This window comes from Sphingomonas sp. SORGH_AS_0870, assembly GCF_031453175.1.
GTDB lineage: Bacteria > Pseudomonadota > Alphaproteobacteria > Sphingomonadales > Sphingomonadaceae > Sphingomonas.
Genome location: NZ_JAVIYW010000001.1, coordinates 1 through 26,020, shown reverse-complemented (window position 1 = coordinate 26,020; position 26,020 = coordinate 1). Strand labels below are relative to the sequence as shown.

Here is a 26,020-nt window from a genome sequence, read left to right as displayed (position 1 = left end):
TGCTTTTATCTGAAACCTTTCCCGCAATGCCCCCTCAGAACAATTTCCGCACCCCGATCCGGATCGAGCGGCCGATCGGGTCGAGATAGGCGGGCTGGAAGCGGTTGGGGGTCTGGCCGTCGCGGTCGGTGACGTTGATCCGGTCGTTGAGCAGATTCTCGACCGCCATGCTGACGTTCAACCCCTTGGCCCAGGGCTTGTCGACGATCCTCTCGACCCTGATGAAGCTGTAGAGGACCAGCCAGGTCCGCCCCGAGAAATGCAGGTCCGAGGCGGCGATGTCGCTGCGGATGCGGGTCGGGCCCTGGATGCGGCCGAACACGCCCAGATTGGCGACCCCCTTCGAGACATGGGCGTTCAGCTCGACATCCCAGCGCGGCCGCCCGCCCGTGCCGTTCAGCGTCGCCCCGTCGAGCAGGTCGAGCACCGGCCCGCCGTCGCGCAGGGTCAGCCGGTCCTCCAGCCGGTAACTGGTCGTCGCCGACACCATCAGGAAACCGGGCTGCTTGCGCGGGCGGGGGCGGGGGCGCGGTCTTGGCGGCATCCGGGGCGGGAGGCGCGGCGGGGGGCGGGGGGCTCTTGCCCAGCTGGGTCTGCACGTCGAAGGTCAGCCGCAGCTTGCGCTCGCGCTCGAACGCCAGATTGACCGGGCGCAGGTCGACGCGGGTCAGCGCGCCCAGCGCGTCGCGTGCGAACAGGTCGGGAAAGACGCGCTGGAACGCCGGGGTCGCCCCGCCCAGCGAGGCGGCCTGGTTGTCGATCCGCGTGTCGAGATAGTCCAGGCTGAGCCGGATCTCCTTGTCCTTGATCGGCTGCACCGCCAGGCCCAGCGTCGTCACCCGCCGCTTTTCGGGGGCCAGGTTCGGATTGCCGCCCATGATCGTGGTGACCAGCGTGCTGCGCCCGGTGACGAAATCGAAAAAGGGCGTGTTGGGCGTCGCCACGACCGGCGCGACCAGCTGGGTCACGGCGGGCGCGGCCTGCGCGACATTGACCGAGGCGTTGAGCTGCACGGGGCGGAACGGCGTCCAGTTCAGCCCCAGATTGGAGGTGCCGAGCCGCCCGAAGCCCGACACCTGCGACACGCCCGCCATGCCGCTGAGCTGCAATTCGCCCAGAAAGCCCAGCGAGCCTTCGCGCGCCGAGGCGAGCGGCACGCTGGCATTGACGCTGGCCCCGCGCGTGGTGCGCCCGATGCCGTCGGCGGGCAGCGCCAGATCGGTGCGCGCATCGCTGTCGACCCGCGCATAGTCGGTGGTGACGGTCAGCATCGCCTCGCCCGCGGGCAGGCGGGCGACCGGGCCGTTGGCGGTCGCCTTGACCCCCAGCGTGTCCGACACCGCGCGGCTGCGGTTGAGGTTGCGCTCGGTGGCGAGGGCGGGATCGATCGCCGCCATCGGATCGCCCCCGGCATCGATCGACGCCTGGAGCGCGCCCAGCGGCACCCCCGTCTCCGAGGTGCCGCGCGACACCATCCGGTCGTAATTGCCGGTGATCGCCCAGCTCCAGCGCCGGACATCGCCGGTCAGCGTGCCCCCGCCATGCAGCGCCATGCTGGTCGTCCGCTGGTGCAGCACGCTGCCGGGCAGATAGCGATAGAGCAGCGTGTCGTTGGCAAAGGGAAAACTCCCCGCGCCGCCCGGCACGCGCAGCAGGGCGGGGGCCAGCCCGTTGAGCCCCTTGGACTGGACCGCCTCCATCGACAGGATCAGCGAGCCCGACATGGTCTTGCCGAGCGGCGCGGCCAGGCTGGCCTCGCTATGGATGGTGTCGCTCAGCGGCTGGAGCGTGCGATAGGGGCCCAGGTCGGTAACCCCGGCCGGGCTGTTCGCATAGGCGGCCAGCGACCCCCGCGCGGCCGGATCGACCGGCACCCCCGCCATCGTCACCGCCCGCCCCGCCAGCGTATCGAGCCGGGGGTCCAGGCTGGCGCCGTCGACGCCCGTCACATTGCCGGTCGTCGCATAGAGCGTCTCGGGATCGGGGACGATGTCGCGCTGGCTCTGGAGCACCGGGTCCTGGCGCAGATGCGACACGTTGAAGGTCAGGCGGCGCGGCCCGTCGATCCGGGCGGAGGTAACTTCGGTGTATTTGGTGCCGCCCCCGCCCTCGGTGGTGATGCCGGGCAGCACATGGACGGTGACCGCGCGGAATTTCTTCTTGGTGATGAAGTTCATCACCCGGACATTGGGCGGATAGCCGAAGCGCGCCGCCTCCTGCTCGGGCAGCACCTCGACCTTCTCGATCGCCTCATAGGGCAGCGACTGGAATTCGGAAAAGCCCGACACGCGCCGCCCGTTGAGCAGCATGACCGGATCGCCCCCGCCCGACGAGCTGGCCAGCGCCTTCACCTTCTTCAACAGGTCGCTCAGGCTGCTGACCCCCAGCGCGTCGAGCGCCTGCGCATCGAGGACCGCGACCGGCTCGACCGCGCCGACGACCGAGCCGGGGATGCGCTTGCCGGTGACGGTGACTTCGGGTGGGGGGATGTCGGTGGTGGCGGGGGGCGGCGCGGTCTGCGCTTGGAGCGGTGTCGCCAGGCCCCAGGCCAGCGCGATCGTCGACCATCCCGCGCGACACCCGGGCCGCGCGCTCCCCTTGTAGAACATCGTCCAGCCACTCCCATCGCCGACGTGATGGGCCCTTCATACTGTGGCGATGATGTCACAATTAAGGCGAATTTCTTCGGGAGGGTTGACTTATCCGGCGGGGCCTCTCGCCCGGTCCGGAATTCCCCCCTGATCGAAGCCACTTACAGGAGCGGCAGGACCGGTTCGCCGCAGAGCGGGGCGGGCGCGGCGCGACGCCGCAGGACGCCGTGCATCACGCGCAGATAATGGTCCGCGCCCTGTTCGATGGCGAAGCGCCGCGCCTGGTGCAGCGTGCGGTGCGCGTCCTGCGCTCCCGGCCGGGCCCGCGCGATCGCCGCGGCAAAGCCCGCCGCGTCGCCGACCGGCACCAGCGTCCCGAGCGTCCCCTGCTGCAACAGCGCGGCCATCGACCGGCTGCAATCGGTGGCGATGATGCCGATATTGGCGGCCAGCCCCTCCAGGATCACCGCGGGCACGCCTTCATAGTCGGAGGACAGCAACAGCATGTCATACTCCCCCAGTCGCCCCGCCGGATCGGTGACATAGCCGCGAAAATCGACCCGGTCCGCGACGCCGAGCGTGGCCGCCAGCGCCTCCAGCGCGGGCCGCTCGGGCCCCTCGCCGAACAGGGTCAGCGTGTCGGCGGGATCGCTGCCCGCCGCGAAGCCGCGCAGCATCAGCGCGAGATTCTTCTGCGGCGCGAGCCGCGCGATGGTGACGAAGCGCCGCCCCGCCACAGGCGTCCGCGCGGCCACCGGCGTCCGAAGCGCCATGATCTGCGCCTCGGACAGCGCCGGGTCGGGGATGATCGCGACGCGGGCGGGCGACACGCCGACGCATTGCACGATCTCGGCGCGCATCGGTTTTTCCATGCCGACGAAATGGTCGATCGCCAGCCCCTGGATGCGCAGCCAGATGCGGTAGAAGAACCGGTAGAACCAGGACGCGTCGGTGCGATCGAGATTGTTGCTGATCTTGGCGACGATCGGCGGGCAGTTGCGTCCCAGGATCAGCTTCAGCATCACCGCGACAAAGGCATAGGTGTTGCCCGCGCAGAACAGCATGTCCGGCCGCATCGTCCGCACCGCGCGCGGCAGGGTGGCGACCATCCAGATCGTCTCCCAATGCGCGATGCCCGGCCAGCGGCGCCGGGGCGTGACGAAGTCCAGCCCCGCCCCGACATCCCGCGCCATCGCGCCGTCGGTCCGCCCCAGGAACAGCGGCGCATCGACACCGCTGTCCCGCCAGCGCCGGACGAGCCGCAACGCGATCCGCTCGACCCCGCCCGGCTCGAAACTGTGAAGGAAGGTCAGGACGCGCAAAACGCCGTCCACCCCGATCGCCGCAGAGGATCCACCGAAAGCCCGCCCATATTTCCGGCCGATAGCATGACTGACGGCAAAAACGATACCTTGTCGTGACGTATTCGTGATGAGGGGGGCGGCGGTCGGACGCGGGCCATGTTGACCGATCCCCAATGATACACCATCACATCGCCATCGATCCATGATGCGCAGGCGATGGGAGGCGTGACAGCGTGAACCGGGAGCTTCTCCTGATCCTGCTGACCGGGACATTGGTCGTCGTGGCGGTGGTCGCGGCGATACCCTGGTTCCGCACGAGCCGCCCGTTGCACGGGTCGCCGATCGCCGCGACGGGCGATGCGCTGGCCGCCGGTATCTTTCTGGGCGCAGGCCTGATCCACATGCTGCCGGACGCGGCGCAGGGCTATGCCGCTTATGGCACCGGCTATCCCTGGCCCTTCGTCATCTGCGGCGCGACGATCCTGGGCCTTGCCCTGCTCGAGCATCTGGCCTTGGGCAGCGGCCGTTCCGCCGTCCCCGCGCTCGCGGCCGCCATCGCGCTGGCGGCGCACAGCTTCCTGGCCGGGGCGGCCCTGGGCGCCACGTCGCGCGAAGCCGCGGTCCTGGCGCTGTTCCTCGCGCTGATCGCGCACAAGGGGGCGGCGTCGTTTTCGCTGGCGCAGGTGCTCACCGAAAGCCCGCTCTCCCGCCGCAGGGCCCTGACGATGCAGAACATGTTCATCGCCGCGCTGCCGCTCGGCGTCGCGCTGGGGGCGGTGGCGATACGGCAGGAACGGGCCTGGCCCCTGGCCAAGCCGACCATCCTGGCGCTGGGCGCGGGCACCTTCCTGCATTTCGGCCTGCAACGCCATCGCGCCCGCGCGCCCACGTCCGGCAGGGCGCGATGGGTCATGCCCTGGTTCGGCTTTGCACTGATGGCGCTGATCGCGGTCGTGGACTGAATTTGCGCGTCATCGTTGCGATTGGGGGGTGGACGACGGCAGTTGCGTCCCGTTTCCCCGTCGATCCGGCACCATTTCGGGGAAGAGCCATTGGGACCGGATTGCGAGACGCCAGCGGCGGAGGCAGGCGTGCTCAGGCCCATCGAGCAACGCCGTCCCGTGCGGCCATTCCCAAACGAGAATGGCTGGAAGCTACCACGAGCAGACATTCCGCTAACACCCAGTAGCAGGCACTCCGGCATGAAACTAATCTAGCTCCGTGTGGGATGAATTGCCTATTTCGACGTTGGTCGGCCTCGCCGCTGCCGCAGTGGCAGTAGGGATCGGCCTCGGCTTTCTGGCGAAGTCAAAAGCACGCACCACCCTCTTGGTAATATGGGCCGGGTTACCGTTCTTGCTTTCACTGGCTGCGAATGTTTTTACCGTCCTGGACACCCGCGTTTTCGATGCCACAGCGTTCTTCGGCTTTACCGCCGTTTTTGGCCTTTTGCTAACGCCACCTTGGGCATTGCTAATCCTGTTGCCGTTTAATCTTGTCAGGCGTTGGCGCGAGATCGAAGCGGGAATTGATTACCGGATCGGCAGCTAACCACCGAACTCGGTCGTTCCTGATATTCGATCCCGATAGGGATTAGATCCTGCGCGGCAGGTGCTTTCATCCGTACTGCAAGGCGGCAGCTATCAGGATCGCCACGCCGACACTGGCAAGAGCCAATCGGCCCCTTTGATGGCCGACATTGATCGTCCAACCAAGCGCCTTGACGCGCTTTGGAACAATCACGCGGGGATCGTCGGCATCATGATAAAGCCCGAGTAGATCATACCCCTTGCTCACCGTGCAACCCCCGTCTCGATACCGGATGTTCCATATATCGCAGACGATCACGGTGCGTCGATAGTTCGCATTTCCCTATCCGCCGCGGGTTTGGAGAAGCCGCACGCATTCTCCTTTCCCGATCGATTCCGGGAGCGCCCACAGCGTCTCGCTCGTCGTTTCCGATCGGCAAGGCTGGTGTGTTGAGACAATCGCGCCGGACCTGATAAACGCGATGGAATGAAACTATGGCGGCTTACGCGACCACAATATGTCGCCCTCGATGGGGCGGGTGCGGCGAAATCGGGTGGGCGCTATTCATCGCCCGGCGTCCCATTGGTCAACTTCGCAAGTGAGCCGGGATTAGCGGTCTTGGTAGCACTGCGCTATGTCCAGGCCACCCCGGCATTCTCCGACGACGATTTCGTTTTGGGTTGGACGACCATCGATTGTGATGTCGAGCGGGTTCCCCACGCATTGGGCAGCGAGGCAAAGGTCGCTTTCGTCGACGCCTGGGCAAAGCAGCGGCGGTCGCTCGCCATTGCCGTCCAGTCCGCCGTCCTGCCCGAAGCCGACATAATTTTGATGAACCCGCTGCACGCCGACGCGGCCGACATAGCCCCTCTGTCCACCCGACCTTTCCGCTTCTCGGAGTGTCTGCATCGACCGCCGATGTTGGAACGATACACCGCAGGCTGACGCTTACCGCCTCTCGGACCGCAAACCCCCTATATCCACCGCCAGGCCCGCGCTCAGAAACGCAGCGGCGACAAGACAATCATGGCGGTTCAGAGGCCATCGGCTCAAGCCTGACAACCGGCTCAACAGCCAGGCCAGTCCTGTTGCGGCGATATTCCATGGTGTTCGCCACCGTGGCTTGCGCATCGCTGCGCGACTCAATCGCGAGAGGAGGGATGACATGGCGCGATGCTGATCGATGCCCTTTCCTTCGTCAAACGGGGGCGGGGCCGTTCGACATGGCCCTCTTTATCCTTGCCTTTGCCCGCAAAGCGACCCACCCGCGCGTTTCATGAGCAAGGGACAGGGGCAAAGCGGGTGGCGGGGGCAGGCTTTAGTCCTGCTGCTGCTGACGCTGGTCGCGCTGGTGGTGCGGGCGCGGACGTTCGGGAATCCGGTGATCGGGTTCGACGAGCAATATTATCTGCTGGTCGGCGACCGGATGCTCCATGGCGCGATGCCCTATGTCGATATCTTCGACCGCAAGCCGATCGGGCTGTTCCTCCTCTATGCGGGGGCGCGGTGGCTGGGGGGGGACGGGTTCCTCGCCTATAAGCTGGTCGCGACCGGCTTCGTCATCGCCACCGCCTTCGGTATCCAGCGCGTCGCGCGGGGCTTTGCGGGGCCGGGGGCGGCGGTCGTGGCGGCGATCCTCTATATCCTCTGGCTGAACCTGATGGAGGGGGAAGGGGGCCAGTCCCCGGTCTTCTACAATGCGGCGATGCTGGTCGCCGCGAGCGCGGTGCTGCGCGCGGTCGAGGGGCGGGGGCGGCTGTTTTCCTGCGGCGCGGTCGCGATGGCGGCGGTGGGGCTGGCGCTCCAGGTCAAATATTCGGTGCTGCCCGAGGGGTTCGCGTTCGGCTGCATCCTGCTCTGGCAGGGCTGGCGTGAGCGGGTGCCGCTGGGGCGGCTGGCGGGGATGGCCTTGGTCTGGGTCGCGCTGGCGCTGTTGCCGACGCTGGTCGCCCTGGGCAGCTATGCCGCGATGGGGCAGGGGCAGGCCTGGCTCTTCGCCAATATCGTCTCGCTCGGCGGACAGGCGGCGCGGCCGCTGGCCGACGAGCTGGAGGGGCTGGCCGCCTGTGTCGGCATCCTGTCGCCGCTGGGGCTGGCGATCGGTTTCGGGCGGCCCTGGCGCCATGTCCCGGCGGAGCGGCGCGAGGGCTTTCGCCTGCTGCTCGTCTGGCTGGCGGTCGCGGGCGCGGCGGTCCTGCTCTATGGCCGGTTCGGCAGCCCGCATTATGCGCTGCCCATCGTCCTGCCCGCCACGCTGGTCGCCGCCCCCGCGCTGGCCCGCTGGCGCCGCGCCGGGATCGCGGCCTTCCTGCTGGCGATCGGCGCGGCGGGGCAGATCGTGCTGCACCTCAGCGAGCGGACCAAGGGCGGCGCGGCCGAGGCGCAGGCCGTCGCCGTTGCCGCGATGCCGACGCGCGGCTGTCTCTATGTCTATGACGGCTATCCGGCGCTTTACCTGCTGACGCATAGCTGCCTGCCGTCGAAATGGGTGTTTCCGGGGCATCTCGCCACCCGGGACGAGGCGAGCGCGGCCGCGATCGGCGTCGATCCCGTCGCCGAGGTCCGCCGCATCCTGGCCGCGCGGCCCGGCGCGATCGTCGACGATTATCCGCGCTTCGCCTTCGGCAACCCGGCGACCCGCGCGGTGCTGCGCGAGGTGCTGGCGCGCGACTATCACCTGGCCGCCTGCGTGCCCACGGGGCCGAGCCGGGTGCGGCTGGTCTATCGGCCGGGCGCGGGGGCGGGGGCGGCGGGGTGTCCGGGTGCGGCGTTGCTGAATCGATAGCCGTTTCTCCCCCTCCCGAGGTAGATAAAACCGTATACTATATCGACAGACGCGACAGGCTCGGCCACTATGCCCGCCATGATCCCGCTGATCCTCCTCGCCGCCCAGCTCGCCTCCGAGACCATCCACAGCCGGGGCAATCCGATCCTCGCCGATGGGCGTTACTATTCCACCGACCCCGCGCCGCTGGTCGATGGCGACACGCTGTGGATCCTGGCGGGGCGCGACGAGGCGCCCAGCGGCGTCAACGACTTCATCATGAACGAGTGGCAGCTGCTCTCCACGAAAGACCCCGCCAGCGGCGTGTGGCGGCACTATCCCGCCATCGCCCGGCCCGAGCGCGTCTTCGCTTGGGCCGAGCCGGGCCGCGCTTATGCCGGGCAGATCGTGAAGGGGCGGGACGGGCGCTTCTATCTCTATGCGCCGGTGCTCCAGCGGGACGGCGGGGCGAAGGACCGGTTCGCGATCGGCGTGGCGGTGGCCGACCGCCCGACCGGGCCGTGGCGCGACGCGCACCCCTCGGGCCCGATCATCTCGCAAACGGTGCCGGTGGCCAACGACATCCAGAATATCGACCCGACCGTGCTGATCGACGATGACGGCCGTATCTATATCTATTGGGGCACGTTCGGGCGGCTGCGCGCGATGGAGCTGGCCCCCGACATGGTCACCCCCAAGGGCCCCGAGCAGGTCGTGACCGGCGCGACCGGCTTCTTCGAGGCGCCCTGGATCATGAAGCGGCGCGGCACCTATTATCTGCTCTACGCCGCCAACACGACCGGGCCGGGCAGCGCCTGTACGCCGACGCTCTATCATGCGTGCCAGGCCTATGCCTCGGCGCCGAGCCCGATGGGGCCCTGGACCTATCGCGGGGTGGTGCTGCCCCCGGTGTCGTCGACCACCTCGCATGCGGGGGCCGTCCCGTTCAAGGGACGCTGGTATCTGGCCTATCACACCGCCGATGCGAAGGGCGGGGGGCATTTCCGCCGCTCGGTCGCGCTCGATCCGATGGCGTGGGACGACAGCGTCTCGCCGCCCGCGATCCGCCCCGTAAAGCCGAGCAGGGCGCCCGCCCCGCCGCCCCCGCCGACGCGCAACCGGGCACTGAGCGCCTGGGCCACCGCCTCCAACGCGCCCGGCCCGGTGCAATATTGGATCGCCGCACTGAACGACGGCGTGGTGCGGGCAAGTCCGCTGCCGCCCGATATGTGGGGCAACTGGACGAAGCAGAATCCGGCGAGCGCCTGGATCGAATATCGCTGGCCCCGGCCGGTGACGCTGAACGGCGCGCGCATCCGCTTCTTCGCCGACCATCCCGCCGGCGCGGACGAAGGCGTCGCCCCGCCCGCCGCCTGGCATCTGGAATATTGGGGGCAGGGGAGCTGGCGGCGGATCGCGGGAACCTATCCGACCGGGGTGGAGCGATTCCAGGAGGTGCGCTTCGCCCCCGTCACCACCCGCTGCCTGCGCGCGGTGATGGACGCGTCGGGGGCGGGGGACCGCCATGCGGGGCTGGCGGTGGAGGAATGGGAAGCGCTGTCGCCCGGCCCCGCGCCGGTCACGCCGCGACCGGCCGACGCGCCTGCTGCCTGTTCGGGTGCGTGAAGCGGCCGCGCCGCCATCATCGCCAGGAGATGGGGGTGAACAGTCCCGCCCCGGCGCGATGCGCGGGGTCGCTCCACGCGATGAAATCGGCCTGGGTCCTGGCGGGGCGCAGCCGCATCGGCCTGCCATGGAAATAGCCCTGCTGCCATAGGCTCCCCGCGTCCTGGGCGATATCGGCCTGTTCGCGGGTCTCGATGCCTTCGACGATGGTCAGGGCGCCGATCGACCGGGCGATGCCGACCAAATGCCGGAACAGCGCCGCGCCGGTGGCGCTCGCCCCGGCCTGCTGCACGAACGCGCCGTCGATCTTGATGATCGCGGGCTGCAACGCCAGCGCGGTGGCGACGGACGAATGCCCCGCCCCGAAATCGTCCAGCGCGACGCGCACGCCGGCGGCCTGGAGCTGCGCGCAGAATGAGGCAGCCCTGTCGATGTCGGCAAAGGGCGCGGTTTCGGTGATCTCGACGATCAGGCGGCGCGCGATCGCGCGATCGCTCCGCAGCATCGCCACCACATCGCTCCAGCCATCGGGATCGGTGCTGGCGGCGGACAGATTGACGCCGAGGACCGCGACGGGATCGGATCGCAATGCTTCGATCACGCGGCGGACGATGAGCCGGTCGAAGGACAGGCTTCCGCCGCAACGCTCGATCATCGCCAGCGTCGCGTGCGGCGCGGCGTCCCAGCCATCGGTCTCGGGGAAGCGCACCAGCCCTTCGTGATACAGGATCGCGCCGCCCGGCCGGACGTCGCGGACGGGTTGCCACACCAGCGCCATCGATGCCGACGGGCATGCCATCATAGCCCCTCCATCGCCGCGATCGGCCCCGGTATCTTCGCGGTCTGCCCATGGCCCGTCGTCGGAATGTCGCGCCACCTTCCCCCCCTGTCGTCGCGATCCGCCGCAGATCGCCGCCCGGTGACGCAATAGCCAAAACTGTAACAACCGGGTCGTCAGCCATTGAACAGAATTCAAACCATAATCCCGCTATCTTCGGGACCTTCAAACCGGGGAGAGGCTTCGAACATGCCTTGGTCGATGTACGACGCGAAGGGTCAGCGGAAGTATCTGACGCGGGACGAGCTGCAATCGTTCATCAAGCTGACGCGATGCTATCCTCCCGAGATAGAAATATTCTGCCTGATCGTTGCTTATACCGGATGCCGGATATCCGAAGCGCTGGCGCTGGAGGAAAGCAATATCGACTTCCATCAACAGTGCATCGTCATCAAATGCCTGAAGAAGAGAGATAAAGTCATGTTCCGATCGGTCCCGGTCAAACGATCGATCATCAGCAAGTTGCGCCACGGGCTGGAAAAGGGCCAGCTGCCGCCCGAACGATTATTCCCCTGGTGCCGGATGACCGGCTATCGCCGCATATGCGAGGTCATGCAAGCCGCTGGAATCCGGGGAAGCTATGCGACCCCCAAAGGCTTGCGCCATGCCTTTGGCGTCAACGCCGTGCAGTCCGGCGTGCCCCTGAACATGGTCCAGCGCTGGCTCGGCCATGCCGACATCAAGACGACCGCGATCTACACCCACGCCACGGGGCACGAAGAACGAAACCTCGCCAAACGCATGTGGCACGGAGTCTGAGGCAGGCGGGACGTATCGACGCCCATGACTGCGCCAGGCAAGTCCTTGGAGGGTCAAGGACTTACACAATCATATTGCGGCATGTTACAGTTTTGGCTATTTTGAAACTCAGTTAACCATTGAAAAACAATGGCTTCGCCTGCGTTAGCCATGCTTCTTTACAAAATCTTACGAAAAAGAAAACCCAAACCGCGCCAGGCGGTCGGTGATCGAGCACGACGTTCGGATGGGTCCCGTTCCTGGTCGGATATTCGGGCCCTCATTCGCTGTTTCGTATGGGGCGTCCACGGACGATCTCTGCGTCATAGGGTTACCGACGGGCAACTGGCGCGGGAGTTTGACGCAGCTGCTTGCAGGGAGGCCCAAAACTGGGTTCGCGCTGTGGCCACGTTGGTATATTCCCTTGATTCTTTTTTTGAGGTGCACGGTGTTGGGAACAACAAGCTCAATAGGCTGACCGTATTATCTATTTTACATAACAAATATTATCGAGCACTTCGGCAGCCCTTGATCGCTAACATGCCGGCCGCCATTGCCGTTTGGCTTGACTTCAATGGCGCCCCACGGACATTCCTTCTCCCACGTTAATCCGCGTCAGGCGCACGAGGTGATTTGCGCGACCGGTACGCTTGACAAGACCGACCCTCCCGCATGCGCAACGCCAAAAAGCTGCATCACTAGGGCGTGGGGCAGTTCGAAATTGCCCAAGCTATAAAGGTCATGACCAGTCTGCTCGACCCCTAGGCCCTGTCTGCATTTGAGGATTCCCATTGCCGGTAAGTTCTGATTCAAGGCTGGCGAACGAGCCAGATCATGAGCAGGCGAACGCTGACGGACGAGCAATGGGAGCGGATTGCGGAACATCTTCCTGGGCGGGATGGACTGCGTGGGCGCAGCGGGGTCGATAATCGGCTGTTTGTGGATGCGATTTTGTGGATGGCGGGCAATGCAGCACGCTGGCGTGATCTGCCGGAGGCGTTCGGCAAATGGAGCGGGGTCCATGCGCGGTTCCGCCGTTGGTCGCACGCTGGCGTTTGGGAAAAGCTGTTCCATGCGATGGCCGACACGCCGGACTTCGAATACGTGCTGATCGACAGCACGATCTCGAAGGTCCATGCCGATGCAAGCGGCGCAAAAGGGGGGCTGAAGCTGCCGCGATTGGCCGTTCGCGTGGCGGACTGACGACCAAGCTACACGCGGCCGTCGACGCCATCGGACTGCCGATCCGTATTCACCCGACGCCGGGGCAACGTGGCGACGCTCCCCAGGCGCTGGATCTGCTGAAAGGCCTGCGCGGCGTCGGTCATGTCATCGCCGATGCTGCCTGCGGTGCCGATCCGCTCCGCATCTTCATTGCCGATGATCTCGGCACAACGGCGCAGATCAAGGCTAATCCCAGCCGGACCCGAAAGCCGGCAATCGACTGGCGGCTCTACAAAGAGCGCCACCAGATCGAGTGCTTCTTCAACAAACTTAAACGCTTCCGTCGCATGCGCCATGATCTGGATACGATAAATGCAGATGATCTGGCCCCCGTTTCACCGGACGGATTCAAGCGGTTGCAGAAACCAGTGCGCGATGTTCGCGCGGTGAACGCATTTTGAGCCCTGAATGGGGGGGGGTTGTCGTTGTAGTCCTCGGTCCATCTGGCCAGCGATGTCAACGCGGTGGGAGCATCAGGCAGCGGCGAGACGCGGACGTAATCGCGCTTGAGGGTATGAACGAAGGCCTCCGAGATGCCGTTGGACTGCGGGCTGCGGACGGGCGTGAAGCAGGGTTTGAGGCCCAGCTGCCGGGCAAAGGTGCGTGTTTCGCGGGCAGTATAGGTCGAGCCGTTATCGGACAGCATCTCGACCGGCACGGGCGCGCGCATACCGCCGAAGCGGGTTTCCACGGCTTCCAGCATGATGTCGCGCACGTCCGAGCCGCTGATGCCCGCATTGGCAACCGCGCGCCAGGCGATGATCTCGCGGTCATGGGCGTCGATGATGAAGGCGCCGCGCACGACCTCGCCGTTCCAGCAGGTGAACTCGAAGCCGTCCGAGCACCAGCGCAGGTTCGAGCGGATCGCCACCACGACGCCGTCATGGCCATAGTCGGCCCGCTCGGTATAGCGCCGCGCCAGCAGCAGGCGGTCCGCGGCCATGATGCGGTAGACGCGCTTGTGATTGACCGGCGCCAGTCCTTCGGCGCGTTGCTGTCGATTGAGGACCGCCGCGATGCGGCGGTAGCCGTAGGTGGGCCGCTGCGCGGCGATCTGGCGGATACGGGGCAGCAGGTCCGCGTCCCCGGCCTTGGCGTACGGCCCGCGCGTCCGGGTGCGGCCGGTCAGGCGGTCGTACACCGTCGAGCGCCCGACCCCGAGCGTGCTGGCGACCAGGCTCACCGGATAGTCTCCGGCAGCGGCGAGTGCATGAGTAAGCTCGCTTTTTTTGGGCGCGACCGTTCCAGCGCCTCCTTCAGGATCTCGACCTCCAGCGTCTTGCGGCCGAGCTGGCGCTCCAGTTCGCGGATGCGGTTGTCCATCTCGCGGACCTGGCGATTGCTGGTCACGTCGTCGTCGCCAGCCACCGCGACGCTCCCGCCCTCCAGCATCAGCCGCCGCCAGCGGTACAGCAGGTTCGGCGCCACGCCGTTGCGGCGCGCCACCACCGAGATGCTCTCGCGACCGTCGAGTGTCTCCTCGACAATCCTCAGCTTCTCAGGCGTGCTCCAGTGACGGCGACGACCGCCGTCGGTGATGATCTCGGACACGGACATAAGCCTATGCTTAGGGGATAGCCCCAAGCCTCCTTCTTAGGCTTGAATCCGTCCGGTCGAAATGGGGGCCAGCTCAGCAGACAAGACCTAAATTGTAGACTTCGTCGCCCGAGATCTGACCCTGACCGAGCAGGCCCGCCTGCTGAACGCCGTCCCGTGCGCCGAACCCACCATCCTGGCCGCCTTGATTGGTAAACTCCCCGTACTTCGGCTCGCTCTAGCGAGCAAGCTCCCCGCCCTCACTTTCATGCGCAATGGGATGCGCGCCAAGGACCAAGGCGCCACAGGCAATTGGCATCGCCATCGCACGACAATTCCTCGTCATCCTCAACGTCATGATCTGAGAACGACAGCCTATCGCTCTCGCATGATCATTACAATTGCCCTCCGCCATGCAACACAAGGTCTTATTTCCGGAACCGCAGAGCTGGCTCCAGGCCGGGCATAAATCCCAGGAGACCTGCAGCCAGCCAGAATATCAGTCACTTTTCCTGTAGACGTGCGTTTTATTGCCAATCCCTTGCGACAAAATACCACGAATACCCGTTCTTAGTTTTGTATCCGCCTGAAGAATCTTATCAATCACTGGTTGTTCCGGACGTCCACGAAATGACGTAACATGAAAGTTGTCATCATCTCTCAAAGGATTATCAGAGAAATAATAATTTGAAACGCAACGACGAAAATTATTTACGCGGATTGGGCTCACCGAATGCCAAGACTTATCATGAGTCCCCATGACGGCTAAGCGGTTGAACTTGCTCCAAATCGTTATTTGCTTACCTTCAACGCCGTCAGGCCAGAGCTCCAGATTTCCGCCATTTTCCTCTTTCCAATCTTCCGAAACATAGAACAGAAGATTGAGAATCCGCCATTTTTCTCTATCTTTGTCATGCGAGTTGTCGATATGAGGATTAAGATACTGTCCCTCACCCATTAGAGATATGCCACCTGCATACAGATGCTCATCAGGAAAAAGGGTGTTCGCGCCGATCATTTCTCCAATAAGTTTCACTATCCTACTATCTTGGAAGGCATAAACAGCCTCCTCCAGGATAGGATTGTAATTATCCATCTGCGCGGCAATATATTTATACTCTCTGATCGTTTTTTTTAGGCGCATGGATTCGGGCGCAGGAAACGCCAAGCCGATGGATCTTGTGACTTCCAAAGGCAAAACGTCATCAATATAGAAATAAGGTATACCATGAGATGAAGAAATTATCATCTCCTGTATTCTATCTTTCTCGTTCTCCAGGCGTGCGAGGATAAAATCGGCCATCGTGTTACGGTTAACTAGGCCCTCAATCTCAGCTGTAATATCGCTCACAACCTACCTCTCTATTCTATTCGACATGCCCGAAATACCGGCCAATGCCAAAATCGCTACTATATGATGCGCCTATCGTACCGCGCAAGTTTGTGGGTGGCCAAGCTTGGCGCTTGCGTTGCCAACCTTATGACTCAATGCTAATCCCTCAAAGGTAATCACCATACGCCATAATTTGCCCGTTTTCCGCTGTTGCAGATACCCCCGTTCGCCCAATCGGCATATGGCCAAGAGCAAGGATTTTCGCCGTTGAGACGTCGCGCACCTCGCATCCGATGGATGCCGGCCGAGCAACTGATTCTGATCGCGCTGTTCGTCATTCTCATGTTGTTCGGTGGCGCATCGCGAGCTGACGAACCCGTCCAGGTGATTGTGCGAATGAGCGCAATCCTCGCATTGATGTATGCCATATTCAGCCGTCCCGCCAAACTTGATCGCGCTACCGGCCCCGTCATGGTCGGTCTGGCCGCGGCGGCCTTCCTAGTTGCCGTCCAGCTTATTCCCTTGCCATTCTCGATTTGGTCGTCCCTTTCTGGGCGCGAACTGTATGCACAACAGGGTTCTTTAATAGGCATGAGCAAGATATGGCGACCGCTGACGCTGTCGCCCGATCAAACCTGGAACGCACTGCTGTCGCTTATCGTGCCCATTTCAGTGGTCGCACTGCTCACAAAAATGCATTATCGCCAGCGGGCTGAATTTCTTTCAGTGGTATTGGCTGTCGTGGGCTTCAGCATAATTATCGTACTGGCAAGACTGATGTCGGGTAGTGGTTGGATAGCATTGAGGCAATCGACTGATGGCGGAGGTAGCGGGATCTTCGCCAACCGCAATCACCAGGCTTTGTTGTTCGTCATCGGACTTCCGATGCTAGCGGTATGGGTTACAGGTCACAAGCTGTCGCGCATGACGCCTTGGCTGAGATGGGGGGCGGCGGCCACTGGTGCCCTATTGCTGATCATCTTAATTCCGGCAACTGGCTCGCGCACGGGCTTGTTGCTCGGTGCTGCCGCACTGGTGATGGCCCTCACCTTTCTATCGGACACGGCAAAGCGACTCCTTCAGAAGGTTAAAAGGCGCCGTACCCGCAAGTTGTTGGTCGCGGGCATGCTATTTGGATTTATTGGCTTAATCGGCCTCACTTCCACCCTAAATCGTGCTGAAAGCGTGCAGCGATTGATGGCCATGGATATTGCCGGTGATACGCGCGCACGCTTGTTCCCTCGCGTTGTGGAGATGACTTCAGCCTTTTTCCCGGCGGGGGCGGGCTTTGGAACTTTCAACCTGGCGTTCCGCCGCTTTGAGGGTTTGAATGACCTCAAGCTTACATATTTTAATCAAGCTCATGACGATTTTGTCCAGATCGTTCTAGAGGGTGGTTTATTGGGCACGCTGATTTTGGCCGTCGCGCTAGGATGGCTGGCGTTCCAGATGGTCATTGCTTGGCGATCCCCGCCGAATCGTACCGCCACACGCCTCGCCCGCCTCGCATCGGTTCTGATGATACTGATGCTCGGCGCCAGCGTCGTGGATTACCCATTGAGGACCCCCTTGATGGCGGCCCTGTTCGCCCTGTTCGCGGTTTGGTTGCACGAGCCGCGTGTTCGACAGGGCCCGGAAAATGGGAAAGACGCAGCTTTAACTCGCTGACCTTTACCACGCTGAAGCTAGCCGGTATAGGCTTCGGATCAGCCTGAGATCAGGATAACTTAATCATGCGTTCAATTGGCTTGGCAGTTGCCAGCGCGTTATTGCTGGCGGCCTGTGTACACCGCGAGCCTATCGAAAGCTCTCCCGATCTTACGGTTCTCCAGGCGGTTTCGCTGCCCGAGCCAACGCGTGCTGACCTGACTCCGCCGGATCGCGCGACGTTCGTGGGGCCATTGGACGTGATTTTCGTTGACGTTTTCAACGTGCCCGAATTGACACGCGAACTGCAGGTGGATGCCAGCGGCCGCATATCCATGCCGCTGGTCGGTAATATCGATGCCATCGGCAAGACCCGCGAGGAACTGGCCGCCAAGATCGAAGACGCATTGCGTGGCAAGTACCTTCGGAACCCGCAAGTGACCGTCAATATTCGCAGCTCGGTCAGTCAGGTTGTCACGATCGACGGACAGGTAACCGAACCCGGCTTGTATCCTGTCACCAATCAGATGACCCTGATGCGCGCGCTGGCATCCGCGAAGGGCCTCACCGAATATGCGAAGACGGACGATGTGGTCATCCTGCGAATGGTGAACGGCCATAAGGTGGCTGGGCTGTATAATCTCGATGCGATCCGCCGTGGTGCATATGGCGATCCTCCGATTTACGCCAATGACATCATCACGGTCGGAGACTCCCCGGCCCGTCGCATGTTCCGTAACTTGATCGCGGTGTCGCCTCTCCTCACCGCGCCACTTATCGCTCTTCTGAACCGCTGAATTAAGGCCGCTCCATGAACAAAATTCCGGCAGCCCTAGGGTTCGGATCCGGCACCACCTTTGAAGCAACGCGGCCGCAGCATGAAGTGGCGGCCGTTGCCGATGTGCAGCCGTCGATCTTCCGTCAGTATCTGCGCATCGCGATGCGCTGGCGTCGCTACATTCTAGGTGCGATTGTCGCTTGCGTCCTCGTCGGCCTGATTATCACGTTTTTGATGACCCCGATGTATAAGGCGGCAACCACGCTCGAGATTGCTCGCGAGAGCAACCGGATCGTGAATATCCAGGGCGTCCAGCAAGAGGCGAGCGAAGGGGATCAGGAATTCTATCAGACGCAATACGGCTTGTTGGAATCGCGCACCCTCGCAGAGCGCGTTGCGGTCCGCACCGGAATCGTCGACGATCCCACTTTCTTCAAAACCTTTTCGATCAAGCTCACAGACGCCGTCACAGGTCCAAACGGTCGCTTTACGGCGGCAGGTCGGGCACAACGGCAACGTGTGGCTGGTGCCATATTGCTCAAGCATCTGGATGTCGTGCCGGCGCGTGCCTCACGCTTGGTCAAGATTTCGTTTTCCAGCCCAGATCCGACACTCTCGGCGAAGATCGTTAATGCTTGGGCATCCAACTTTATCGCCCTGTCGCTTGAGCGGCGCTATGATGCCAGCTCCTATGCCCGACGCTTCCTAGAAGAGCGCCTCAACCAGCTGCGTAAGCGGCTGGAAGACTCGGAGCGCTCGCTGGTCGCCTTCGCTTCTCGCGAGAAAATTCTCGAATTACCAGGACTGGGTGGCGGAGCCGGCAGCCGACCGCTGATTGCGCAGGATCTGGCCGATCTAAATCAAGAGCTTGATCGCGCGACGGCGAGCCGTATCCAAGCTCAGGCGCAGTTCCAGGAAGCTTCCAAAGCGAATGGCGCCGTTACCGAGGCTCTGACAAATGGCGCGATTAACGCATTGCGGCAGCGCCGAGCGGAACTCGCTGCAAACTATCAGCGCCTCATGGTCCAGTTCACACCGGACTATCCGAGCGCCCGCGAAATTGCGGTGCAGATCGCAAATATCGATCAATCCATCGCACGCGAGGAACGCCGCGTCTCCAATTCGTTTGGCACCGCATTGCGGACCGCAGCGAGCCGCGAAGACAGCCTGCGTCGCCGGGTCGATACGCTTAAGGACGGCCTGTTGAATTTGCGCCGTCGGAGCATCCAGTATAATATTTATCAGCGAGAGGTGGATACCAATCGCTCGCTTTATGATGGCCTGCTCGCACGCTACAAGGAAATCGGCGTTGCCAGCGGTATAGGCGTCAACAATATATCGGTGGTGGATGCTGCAGAGGTGCCACAAGCCCCCTCCAGTCCGCGTCTGCTGCTCAATCTGCTCCTGTCGGTCATCGCTGGCGCGCTGATCGGTGCAGGCATCGCCTATGTCCTTGAGCAGAGCGACGAGACAATTACCGATCCGGAGGAGGCCGAACGGTTGATTGGGATGCCGCTGCTGGGCGTCATTCCGAAATTGAAGAATGGCCGCCCGGTTCAGGTGCTGAACGACCGCAAGTCGGAACTGGTCGACGCCTATCTTGCGGTTGCGACCAATCTGGCCTTCTCGACCGATACTGGCGTGCCGGCGACGATCGCAGTCACGAGTACGCGGCCTGCCGAGGGTAAGTCGACCACGGCATTGTCGCTGGCGGTACTGTTGGCACGGTCGGACAAGCGCGTGCTGCTGGTCGACGCGGATATGCGTTCGCCGTCGGTCCACCATGTGCTGGACCTGCCCAATAAGAAGGGACTCAGCAACTATCTTGCCGGCGACGAAACCGGGCTCGACGCAATCCTAAGGTCGGAATCTTTCGATATGGACGTGCTGACTGCCGGACCGGTGCCGCCCAATGCCGCTGAACTGCTAACAGGACCTCGCTTTAGCAACGTCCTATCGTTGCTGGGCAAACGGTACGATCACATCGTTATCGATTCCCCTCCGGTAGTCGGCCTGGCCGATGCACCGCTGATCGCCAGCCGTTCGCAGGCGGTACTCTTTACGGTCGAAAGCCACGGAATCCGCTTTACGACGGTCAAAATCGCGCTGGGTCGTCTCTCTGCTGCTCATGCCCGGACATTAGGCGTCGTCCTGACCAAGTTTGAATCCGACAAAGCGCAATACGGCCAGGGCTATGATTACGGATATGGTTATGGCGAGAAGCTCAGCGACCCGGCCTGATCGAGGAGATGCGGATGGCGCATCGCATGGCGCCATCTGGTATCTGGGCTGGGGAGCGTTGCTGCTGGCGTTATGCTACGCGGTGCTGCGGGTCGGCCTAGGCATTGTCGCGGCGGGAAGCGCCCCGTCATTCGCGCTGAAGATTGCGCCCAACAATGCTGAAGCGCTGGTGGGGATGTCGACGCAGGCGATGGCATCGTTGACACCTGAAGGCGTACGGCGCTCTGCCGACTTCGCACGGCGTGCCTATCTCCGCGAACCCGTGTCCGCTGCGGCTTTACGGCAGATCGGTTTCGCAACGGAGGCTGAGCGCGGCCCGAACAGGGCACGCCCGTTGTTGCGTCAGGCCGCGGCATTGTCGCGCCGTGATTTCGAGACGCAATTGTGGCTGATCGAGGATGCCGTCAACCGGGGCGACGTCGCGGAGGCATTGAGGCATTACGACATAGCATTGCGCGCGTCGAAGCGTGCCCCGCAAATCCTGTTTGGCCCGCTTACCGCCGCAACCAGCGACCCAGCGTTGATCTTGCCGCTTGCGCAAACGATCGTACGGCAGCCACCATGGGGCAACACCTTCCTTCTGCAGGCGGCGTCGACCTCCAATGCTCCCGGCAACATGGTTCGATTGATTGCGATATTGCTTGCGGCAGGCTATCCGGTGACGCCCTTGGCAATCCAATCGCTGGAGGGCAGGTTGATCCAGGCTGGCGATTATAGACATGCTTGGGCGCTTTTCGCTGCGGCCTTCCCTTCGGCACGGCGCGATACCATCCGCAATCCGCGTTTTCAGGATATGGTCAGCGAAGGCCTGGCCTTTGGTTGGTCCTTTGACGTCGATGGCAGTGCGACGGGCGTCGTGATCGACGACCGCAATGGTCGCCGGCTCGGATATAACGCGCCGGTCGGCACCGGCGGGGTCGTCGCCCGCCAGATGCTGCTTCTCCCCCCCGGCACCTATCGGTTGTCGAGCAAGGTGATGTCGAACAACCATGCTGGCGATAGTGCGCCAGTCTGGCGGTTGCGCTGCGTCGGCCAGAATAAGGATCTAGGGGAACTGCCGCTGCCTGTGGTCACTGGAACGCCGCAGCGTGTCCAGGCGCTGGTCACGGTGACCAGGTGCCCGGCGCAGTGGCTGGAGTTGGTGCTGGCGGCGACAGACGATCCCGACGGGATTGCTGGTGCTGTCAGCGATATCGACTTGGTTCGGGTGAGGTAAGTTTCGCATGAGTACTTGTTATGCCACATGGCTCCTCCTTGCCGCCTTGGGACCATTCTATCCCTCGGAGGGGGGACAGGCTCAGGAAACCACGACTCTTGGTCAGCAGACAGCGATCAGCGAGCAAGACAATAGTAATACCGGCCGCGTATCGACTGGACGGATCTTATCACGCCGTGAGACGCGGATAGACACGCGCATCACGCGTGAAAAGCTAACCATGCTTGGGCAGGGTAATGAGGCCGCACAGGCACATGAGGACGCCAGAACCGCTGTCGGCCGTCCCAGTAGGGTATCTAGTCGTTTTTGAGTTGCATCACACCGCTGCCATGCAGCATGCAGGCGGCCTCCAGCGCACCGCTAACAGAACCACGGTGCCGATTGCAGATGCATGTACCGAATGACGAGGGTTATAATGACGCTTTTGACTCCGGCGCACGGCACAGGCGTTTAATGTTGATTGCGCCCATCAACACCCGTGTCGCACGTCCTCATTCGCTTGCGGGAGTATTGGCTCGATGGCGATACCAAGCGATTGGCGGACTGCTGGTCAGTACGCTCGTTCCTTATGTCGTGCGACTGATGGTGGCGAACGACGAAATTGGAATGCGTCAACTCCACCTTACGCTGTTGTGGTGCGCTTGTGCAGTCATTCTGGGAAACTGGCTGTTCCGCAACGTCAGCATCTATCCAGGCGTCGAGGCTAGCGCATTCCTTTTGCCCTCCTTTACGGTCTCCTTCACCGCGATAGCAATTGTGCTGACAGTCGGCCGTTTTGAATATGCGCGCACGCAATTAATTGCTGGTTATGTCTTGAGCGTTGCGTGGTTTTATTTCGTTCATTCCACTTTGCACCGTCATCAATGGCTGCGCATCGGCTATCTGCCATTCGGAGCGTTCGACAAGCTGCCACAGGTGCCGCATATAAACTGGGTGGAACTACCTGCCGATGGCTGTCCTTCCAACCACGATCCGATCATCGGTCGCTTGGATGCGATTGCAGCCGACCTGAGGATTGACCTTCCTGATCAATGGGAGCGCACGCTCAGCGATTTCGCCCTCGCCGGCACTCCTGTATATCACGTGAAGCATCTGGCAGAGTCATTGACCGGCCGCGTCGAACTCGAACACCTGTCAGAAAACAGCTTTGGCTCACTAATCCCTAATACGTCGTTTCTGATGCTCAAGCGTCTGATAGATTGGATCGTGGCCGTGATCATGGGGCTTATGCTCCTGCCCCTGTTGCTGGCGATCGCCCTCGCCATTCGGCTTACCTCGAATGGTCCCGCGCTGTTCAAGCAGCAGCGCATCGGTTTCCGAGGCGAACCGTTCATGGTGTATAAGTTCCGCACGATGCGGGTGGCGGAACGTGGCGCGATGTCTGAACGGGAGACTGCGATGACGCGTAGCGGAGACGCACGGATCACGTCGCTAGGTAAGATTCTTCGTCGCACGCGGATCGACGAGTTGCCGCAGATCCTGAATATCTTGAAGGGACAGATGAGCTGGATTGGACCACGCCCTGAAGCGGCAGTCCTGTCACGCTGGTACGAAGAGCAAATTCCCTTTTATCGCTATCGCCATATCGTGCGTCCGGGTATCACCGGTTGGGCGCAGGTGCTGCAGGGCCATGTTGCCGACGTGGCGGACGTGCAAAGCAAGCTGCACTATGACTTCTATTACATCAAAAATTTCTCGCTTTGGATGGACATCTTGATCATCGCCAAGACAGTCAAGACGATGATGACGGGTTATGGCGCGCGGTGAAGCGGATCGGATTGATGGCCGCCCTCAGGCGGTGGCGGGGCAAGCCGCCGCAGACTTTTGAAAAGGCGCCGCTCGATAGCCTGGAGCAGGGCTGGACGTTCAAGTCCGGTCGGGCGCCCGCCAGTGTGCAGGCGATCCGCCTATACTCCCTGCTGAACGGTCTTCAACGCCGCCCGCGATCCGTTACGATCGTGCCAGTCTTCCCCGCACCGCGCTGGACCTGCTATTTCGTTTACGCACCTGAGGGCCGGTTGTCAGAGGCTCATCTCTTCACCCTGGCACGCCTGCGTGCGATGGCGCAGCCACTGATGGTCATATGCGCTGCGCCTCAGCCCGATCAAGTACCGCTTGCCTTGCGTGATTATGCTGATGCGCTGTATTGGAAGGGGCTCGGCGGATATGATTTTTCGGCGTATCGCCTTGGATTAGGAATGATCGCGACTGCATCGCCGCATGCCGACGTGCTGGTGTTGAACGACTCCATCTACGGGCCATTTACCGATTTGGAGCCGCTGCTGGCTAATGCGCCTTGGGATCTGACTGGGTTCACGGCTTTTTCGCTGATCGAGAACCATATCCAGTCCTATGCTTTCCAGATGCGCGACGTGACGCCTCGACGTGTGCGAGCGCTGCGCACAGTGATGCCAGGTCGCTGGGCCTTCAAAGACTATCGCTCGGTGATTTACCTGCAAGAGACGCGCTTCGCGCGGATCGCGGCCCGACATATGACGGTGGGGGCGTTATGGTATGCCGATGCCGCGGTGTGCGGGGATCCGTCGCTCTATGTCGCCCCCGAGTTGCTGGCACAGGGTTTTCCGTTCCTGAAAAAGTCCCTATTTGGGCGTAGCCGGGGGATACAGGACGCGACGTTGCTGCAAAAAGCTCTGGCGGAGCGTGGCCATCCGCTGTCCGACATGGCGGAGACGGCATGAACGATACGGTCAACACATCAGGTGTTATCAACCGCCGTGCTGCCCTTGCCACTGCGCTCATTATTGGAGGCTCGACCGCACTTAGTTCCGGCTGCTCAGCGCAAGGCACAGCGCCATCGCAACGCTACACAGTGCCGATACGCGCTCTGCTTGATGCCATCCGTCAGGGCCGACTTCCGGACTATCTTGATGATCTCGGCATACCTAGACCAAGCATCGCAGGACTGAACGATGCCCGCGGCACCTCGTTGCTGGCACGACTGAAGGGCGTCCCGCTTACGCTGGTGGAGGGGGGGTATCTGATACACCCCGACGAGCAGCGTGTTGACGTCCTGCTACCGGAAGCCCGGAAGGTGACCGGGGGATTGATCGGTGCGGCTCAGTTCGTCTTCGTGCCGACAGGCGATGGCGTCCGCCTCGCCACAGTTTCCTTCGAACCCTCCGGCCCCTTTCCGCCAGCGACCACCATTGTCGCTCCAGGCAGTGCGTCACAGCGCGTCCAACAAATGTACGATGCGTTGGCCGCCAGTGGCGGCGGTACCTTGTTCTTCGCGGCGGGTACGCACCACGTCGCGCTGGCGTTGACTTCACGAACAGTCCGTATCGCGGGGGCAGGAATGGGTGCGACGATCCTGACTCCCATCGCAGCGGATCGCCCGGTACTCGAGGCAGGCTACAATTCCGGATCCTGGTCGCTCGTCGAGATCGCCAATCTGTCGGTCATTGGCACCGGCACAGGCATCGGCTTTCGGGCGGGACACCTGCCCCGACAGCCGCTCGATGAATTTGCCGGCCGCACCGTGTTCCGCAATGTGCGCTTCGACCGGCTACAGACATGTATCAGCCGACCCTATGGCCAGATTGGGTTATGGTTGCAGAATTGCGTGTTCGGAGCGGCCGATTACCACATTCATTCGGTTGGTACGATGACTCCGGGCGAGCCGATGCACGCGGGCAATTTGGTGGCTCGCGATTGTCACTTCGCGGGGGCAGCCAAGGCCGTGTTCTTCATGAACAGCTCCGCTATCGGCACCGGCCAGATCACACTTGACCATTGCATCATGGAGCTAAATCCAGGTTACGTCTTCTATATCAACGCGTTGAACGGTGTCGAGGGCGTGCCAGGGATGCTGGTACAGTCTTGTTGGAACGAGCAGAATGCCACAGCAGAATCCGTCACGATCGACCGGCCGCAGCGACCAGTCTATGCCTATCTGAAGGATACCGGCCTCGTCCGGTTCGAGGATACCCCGATCGGCGACCTGCAGCTGGCGAATGCTACGGTCGTGACGCGCGACTGCGCATTGGATTTATTGAAATCGGTCACTGCCGACCGAATGTCGACACTGGTCCATTATGATGCCCGGGGGTTCGGCACTTTTGCTCCCAAGGGACTGGTCGCCAGTATCGCGGCCACGTATCAATTCGGTCCCAATCGAGCGCTGTCGTTCGCCATGCCGCCGCGCAACTGGCGCGCGGTGCGCAAAACCTACGGGGAGACGCTGTTATCGCATCGCGATGGCCGGATCGCATCGACGGGCGGCACTACCATCTCCTCGGCAATCATCGAAGGACAGATATCGGCCAGCCAGGCTATATGCGTTGCTGCTGGCGAACATGTCCAGTTGCTCCCTCAAGGCAATGCCCCACGCAATCGCTGGGTCGCGTGGATCATCGACTGCCGGCTCGCCGCTGGACCGCCGGTGGCGCTGACCGTGACCGGAACGAGTGGCGTCTCTGCAGGCTTTCCCATCGAGCACACCACTTTGTGCAGCGTCGCCGGCATGACATGGTGCGACGCCCCAGTCGGCGCATTGCATATCGAACTGTTAGGGGCGGGTAACGACGAATCCACGGTGGAGATCGGCCGTTATGAAATTATGGCATTCGAGCGTCGCCAGGATGCGCTCGCCTATGTCAACGGGACGGCGAGGAAAACCGTATGACCCTTCCTC

At 62.6% G+C, this 26,020-nt stretch carries 19 protein-coding genes and 1 pseudogene; 14 read left to right on the top strand and 6 right to left on the bottom strand.

Annotated elements, in window-relative coordinates:
- Nucleotides 1-5: 5 nt before the first annotated feature.
- Together QE363_RS00100 and QE363_RS00095 are read right to left on the bottom strand one after the other, a co-directional pair.
- Nucleotides 6-2,609 carry a TonB-dependent receptor domain-containing protein gene (locus tag QE363_RS00100; RefSeq protein WP_309690527.1) on the bottom strand — a complete coding sequence of 868 codons (2,604 nt, stop codon included), beginning with the start codon at nt 2,607-2,609 and terminating at the stop codon, nt 6-8.
- A gap of 143 nt (nt 2,610-2,752) precedes the next feature.
- Nucleotides 2,753-3,925 (bottom strand): glycosyltransferase, encoded by a 1,173-nt coding sequence (locus QE363_RS00095; RefSeq protein WP_309690524.1) that lies wholly within the window; start codon nt 3,923-3,925, stop codon nt 2,753-2,755.
- A gap of 203 nt (nt 3,926-4,128) precedes the next feature.
- Between QE363_RS00095 and QE363_RS00090 the strand changes: the two genes are divergently transcribed.
- The gene (locus tag QE363_RS00090) at nt 4,129-4,857 is read left to right on the top strand and encodes a ZIP family metal transporter (RefSeq protein WP_309690518.1); all 729 of its coding nucleotides are present in this window, start codon (nt 4,129-4,131) and stop codon (nt 4,855-4,857) included.
- 259 nt (nt 4,858-5,116) lie between these two features.
- On the top strand, nt 5,117-5,446 hold the full coding sequence (locus QE363_RS00085) for a hypothetical protein (protein WP_309690516.1): 330 nt from the start codon (nt 5,117-5,119) through the stop codon (nt 5,444-5,446).
- A 66-nt stretch (nt 5,447-5,512) separates the two neighbouring features.
- On the opposite strand, the gene QE363_RS00080 is transcribed toward QE363_RS00085, so the two are convergent.
- On the bottom strand, nt 5,513-5,692 hold the full coding sequence (locus tag QE363_RS00080) for a DUF5808 domain-containing protein (RefSeq protein ID WP_309690514.1): 180 nt from the start codon (nt 5,690-5,692) through the stop codon (nt 5,513-5,515).
- A 219-nt stretch (nt 5,693-5,911) separates the two neighbouring features.
- Between QE363_RS00080 and QE363_RS00075 the strand changes: the two genes are divergently transcribed.
- From QE363_RS00075 to QE363_RS00065, 3 genes are all read left to right on the top strand, one after another.
- Nucleotides 5,912-6,370, top strand: coding sequence for an RES family NAD+ phosphorylase (locus QE363_RS00075; protein ID WP_309690512.1), 459 nt, complete (start codon nt 5,912-5,914; stop codon nt 6,368-6,370).
- Nucleotides 6,371-6,701: 331 nt separating this feature from the next.
- Nucleotides 6,702-8,210 (top strand): hypothetical protein, encoded by a 1,509-nt coding sequence (locus QE363_RS00070; protein WP_309690510.1) that lies wholly within the window; start codon nt 6,702-6,704, stop codon nt 8,208-8,210.
- 69 nt (nt 8,211-8,279) lie between these two features.
- On the top strand, nt 8,280-9,815 hold the full coding sequence (locus tag QE363_RS00065; protein WP_309690507.1) for a family 43 glycosylhydrolase: 1,536 nt from the start codon (nt 8,280-8,282) through the stop codon (nt 9,813-9,815).
- A 16-nt stretch (nt 9,816-9,831) separates the two neighbouring features.
- On the opposite strand, the gene QE363_RS00060 is transcribed toward QE363_RS00065, so the two are convergent.
- Complete coding sequence (locus QE363_RS00060) at nt 9,832-10,617, bottom strand: EAL domain-containing protein (RefSeq protein WP_309690504.1); 786 nt, start codon at nt 10,615-10,617, stop codon at nt 9,832-9,834.
- 237 nt (nt 10,618-10,854) lie between these two features.
- Here QE363_RS00060 and QE363_RS00055 point away from each other — a divergent pair, with 237 nt between their 5' ends.
- On the top strand, nt 10,855-11,412 hold the full coding sequence (locus QE363_RS00055; protein WP_053058597.1) for a site-specific integrase: 558 nt from the start codon (nt 10,855-10,857) through the stop codon (nt 11,410-11,412).
- 813 nt (nt 11,413-12,225) lie between these two features.
- A protein-coding gene (locus tag QE363_RS00050; RefSeq protein ID WP_405053154.1) for an IS5 family transposase occupies nt 12,226-13,016 on the top strand; the annotation gives its coding sequence in 2 pieces (ribosomal slippage) (nt 12,226-12,544 and nt 12,544-13,016; 792 coding nt in all).
- On the opposite strand, the pseudogene QE363_RS00045 reads toward QE363_RS00050, so the two are convergent.
- A pseudogene (locus tag QE363_RS00045) lies at nt 12,964-14,172 on the bottom strand (IS3 family transposase). The gene QE363_RS00050 and the pseudogene QE363_RS00045 overlap by 53 nt on opposite strands.
- Before the next feature lie 478 nt (nt 14,173-14,650).
- Nucleotides 14,651-15,502: a 2OG-Fe(II) oxygenase gene (locus tag QE363_RS00040; RefSeq protein ID WP_309690499.1), complete on the bottom strand. Its 852-nt coding sequence runs from the start codon at nt 15,500-15,502 to the stop codon at nt 14,651-14,653.
- Between the two features lie 279 nt (nt 15,503-15,781).
- Between QE363_RS00040 and QE363_RS00035 the strand changes: the two genes are divergently transcribed.
- The 7 genes from QE363_RS00035 to QE363_RS00005 all read left to right on the top strand — a co-directional run bounded on the left by QE363_RS00035 (nt 15,782) and on the right by QE363_RS00005 (nt 26,011).
- Nucleotides 15,782-17,152: an O-antigen ligase family protein gene (locus QE363_RS00035; protein WP_309690494.1), complete on the top strand. Its 1,371-nt coding sequence runs from the start codon at nt 15,782-15,784 to the stop codon at nt 17,150-17,152.
- Between the two features lie 80 nt (nt 17,153-17,232).
- Nucleotides 17,233-17,928, top strand: a complete 696-nt coding sequence (locus QE363_RS00030; protein WP_309690491.1) for a polysaccharide biosynthesis/export family protein — start codon at nt 17,233-17,235, stop codon at nt 17,926-17,928.
- 14 nt (nt 17,929-17,942) lie between these two features.
- Nucleotides 17,943-20,150 carry a polysaccharide biosynthesis tyrosine autokinase gene (locus QE363_RS00025; protein ID WP_309690488.1) on the top strand — a complete coding sequence of 736 codons (2,208 nt, stop codon included), beginning with the start codon at nt 17,943-17,945 and terminating at the stop codon, nt 20,148-20,150.
- Complete coding sequence (locus QE363_RS00020) at nt 20,104-21,366, top strand: hypothetical protein (protein WP_309690485.1); 1,263 nt, start codon at nt 20,104-20,106, stop codon at nt 21,364-21,366. Before QE363_RS00025 ends, QE363_RS00020 begins: the two co-directional genes overlap by 47 nt.
- Nucleotides 21,367-21,819: 453 nt before the next feature.
- The gene (locus QE363_RS00015) at nt 21,820-23,133 is read left to right on the top strand and encodes an exopolysaccharide biosynthesis polyprenyl glycosylphosphotransferase (RefSeq protein WP_309690483.1); all 1,314 of its coding nucleotides are present in this window, start codon (nt 21,820-21,822) and stop codon (nt 23,131-23,133) included.
- On the top strand, nt 23,130-24,065 hold the full coding sequence (locus tag QE363_RS00010) for a rhamnan synthesis F family protein (RefSeq protein WP_309690481.1): 936 nt from the start codon (nt 23,130-23,132) through the stop codon (nt 24,063-24,065). Before QE363_RS00015 ends, QE363_RS00010 begins: the two co-directional genes overlap by 4 nt.
- The gene (locus QE363_RS00005; protein WP_309690479.1) at nt 24,062-26,011 is read left to right on the top strand and encodes a hypothetical protein; all 1,950 of its coding nucleotides are present in this window, start codon (nt 24,062-24,064) and stop codon (nt 26,009-26,011) included. The genes QE363_RS00010 and QE363_RS00005 overlap by 4 nt, the downstream gene beginning before the upstream one ends.
- Nucleotides 26,012-26,020: the final 9 nt, after the last annotated feature.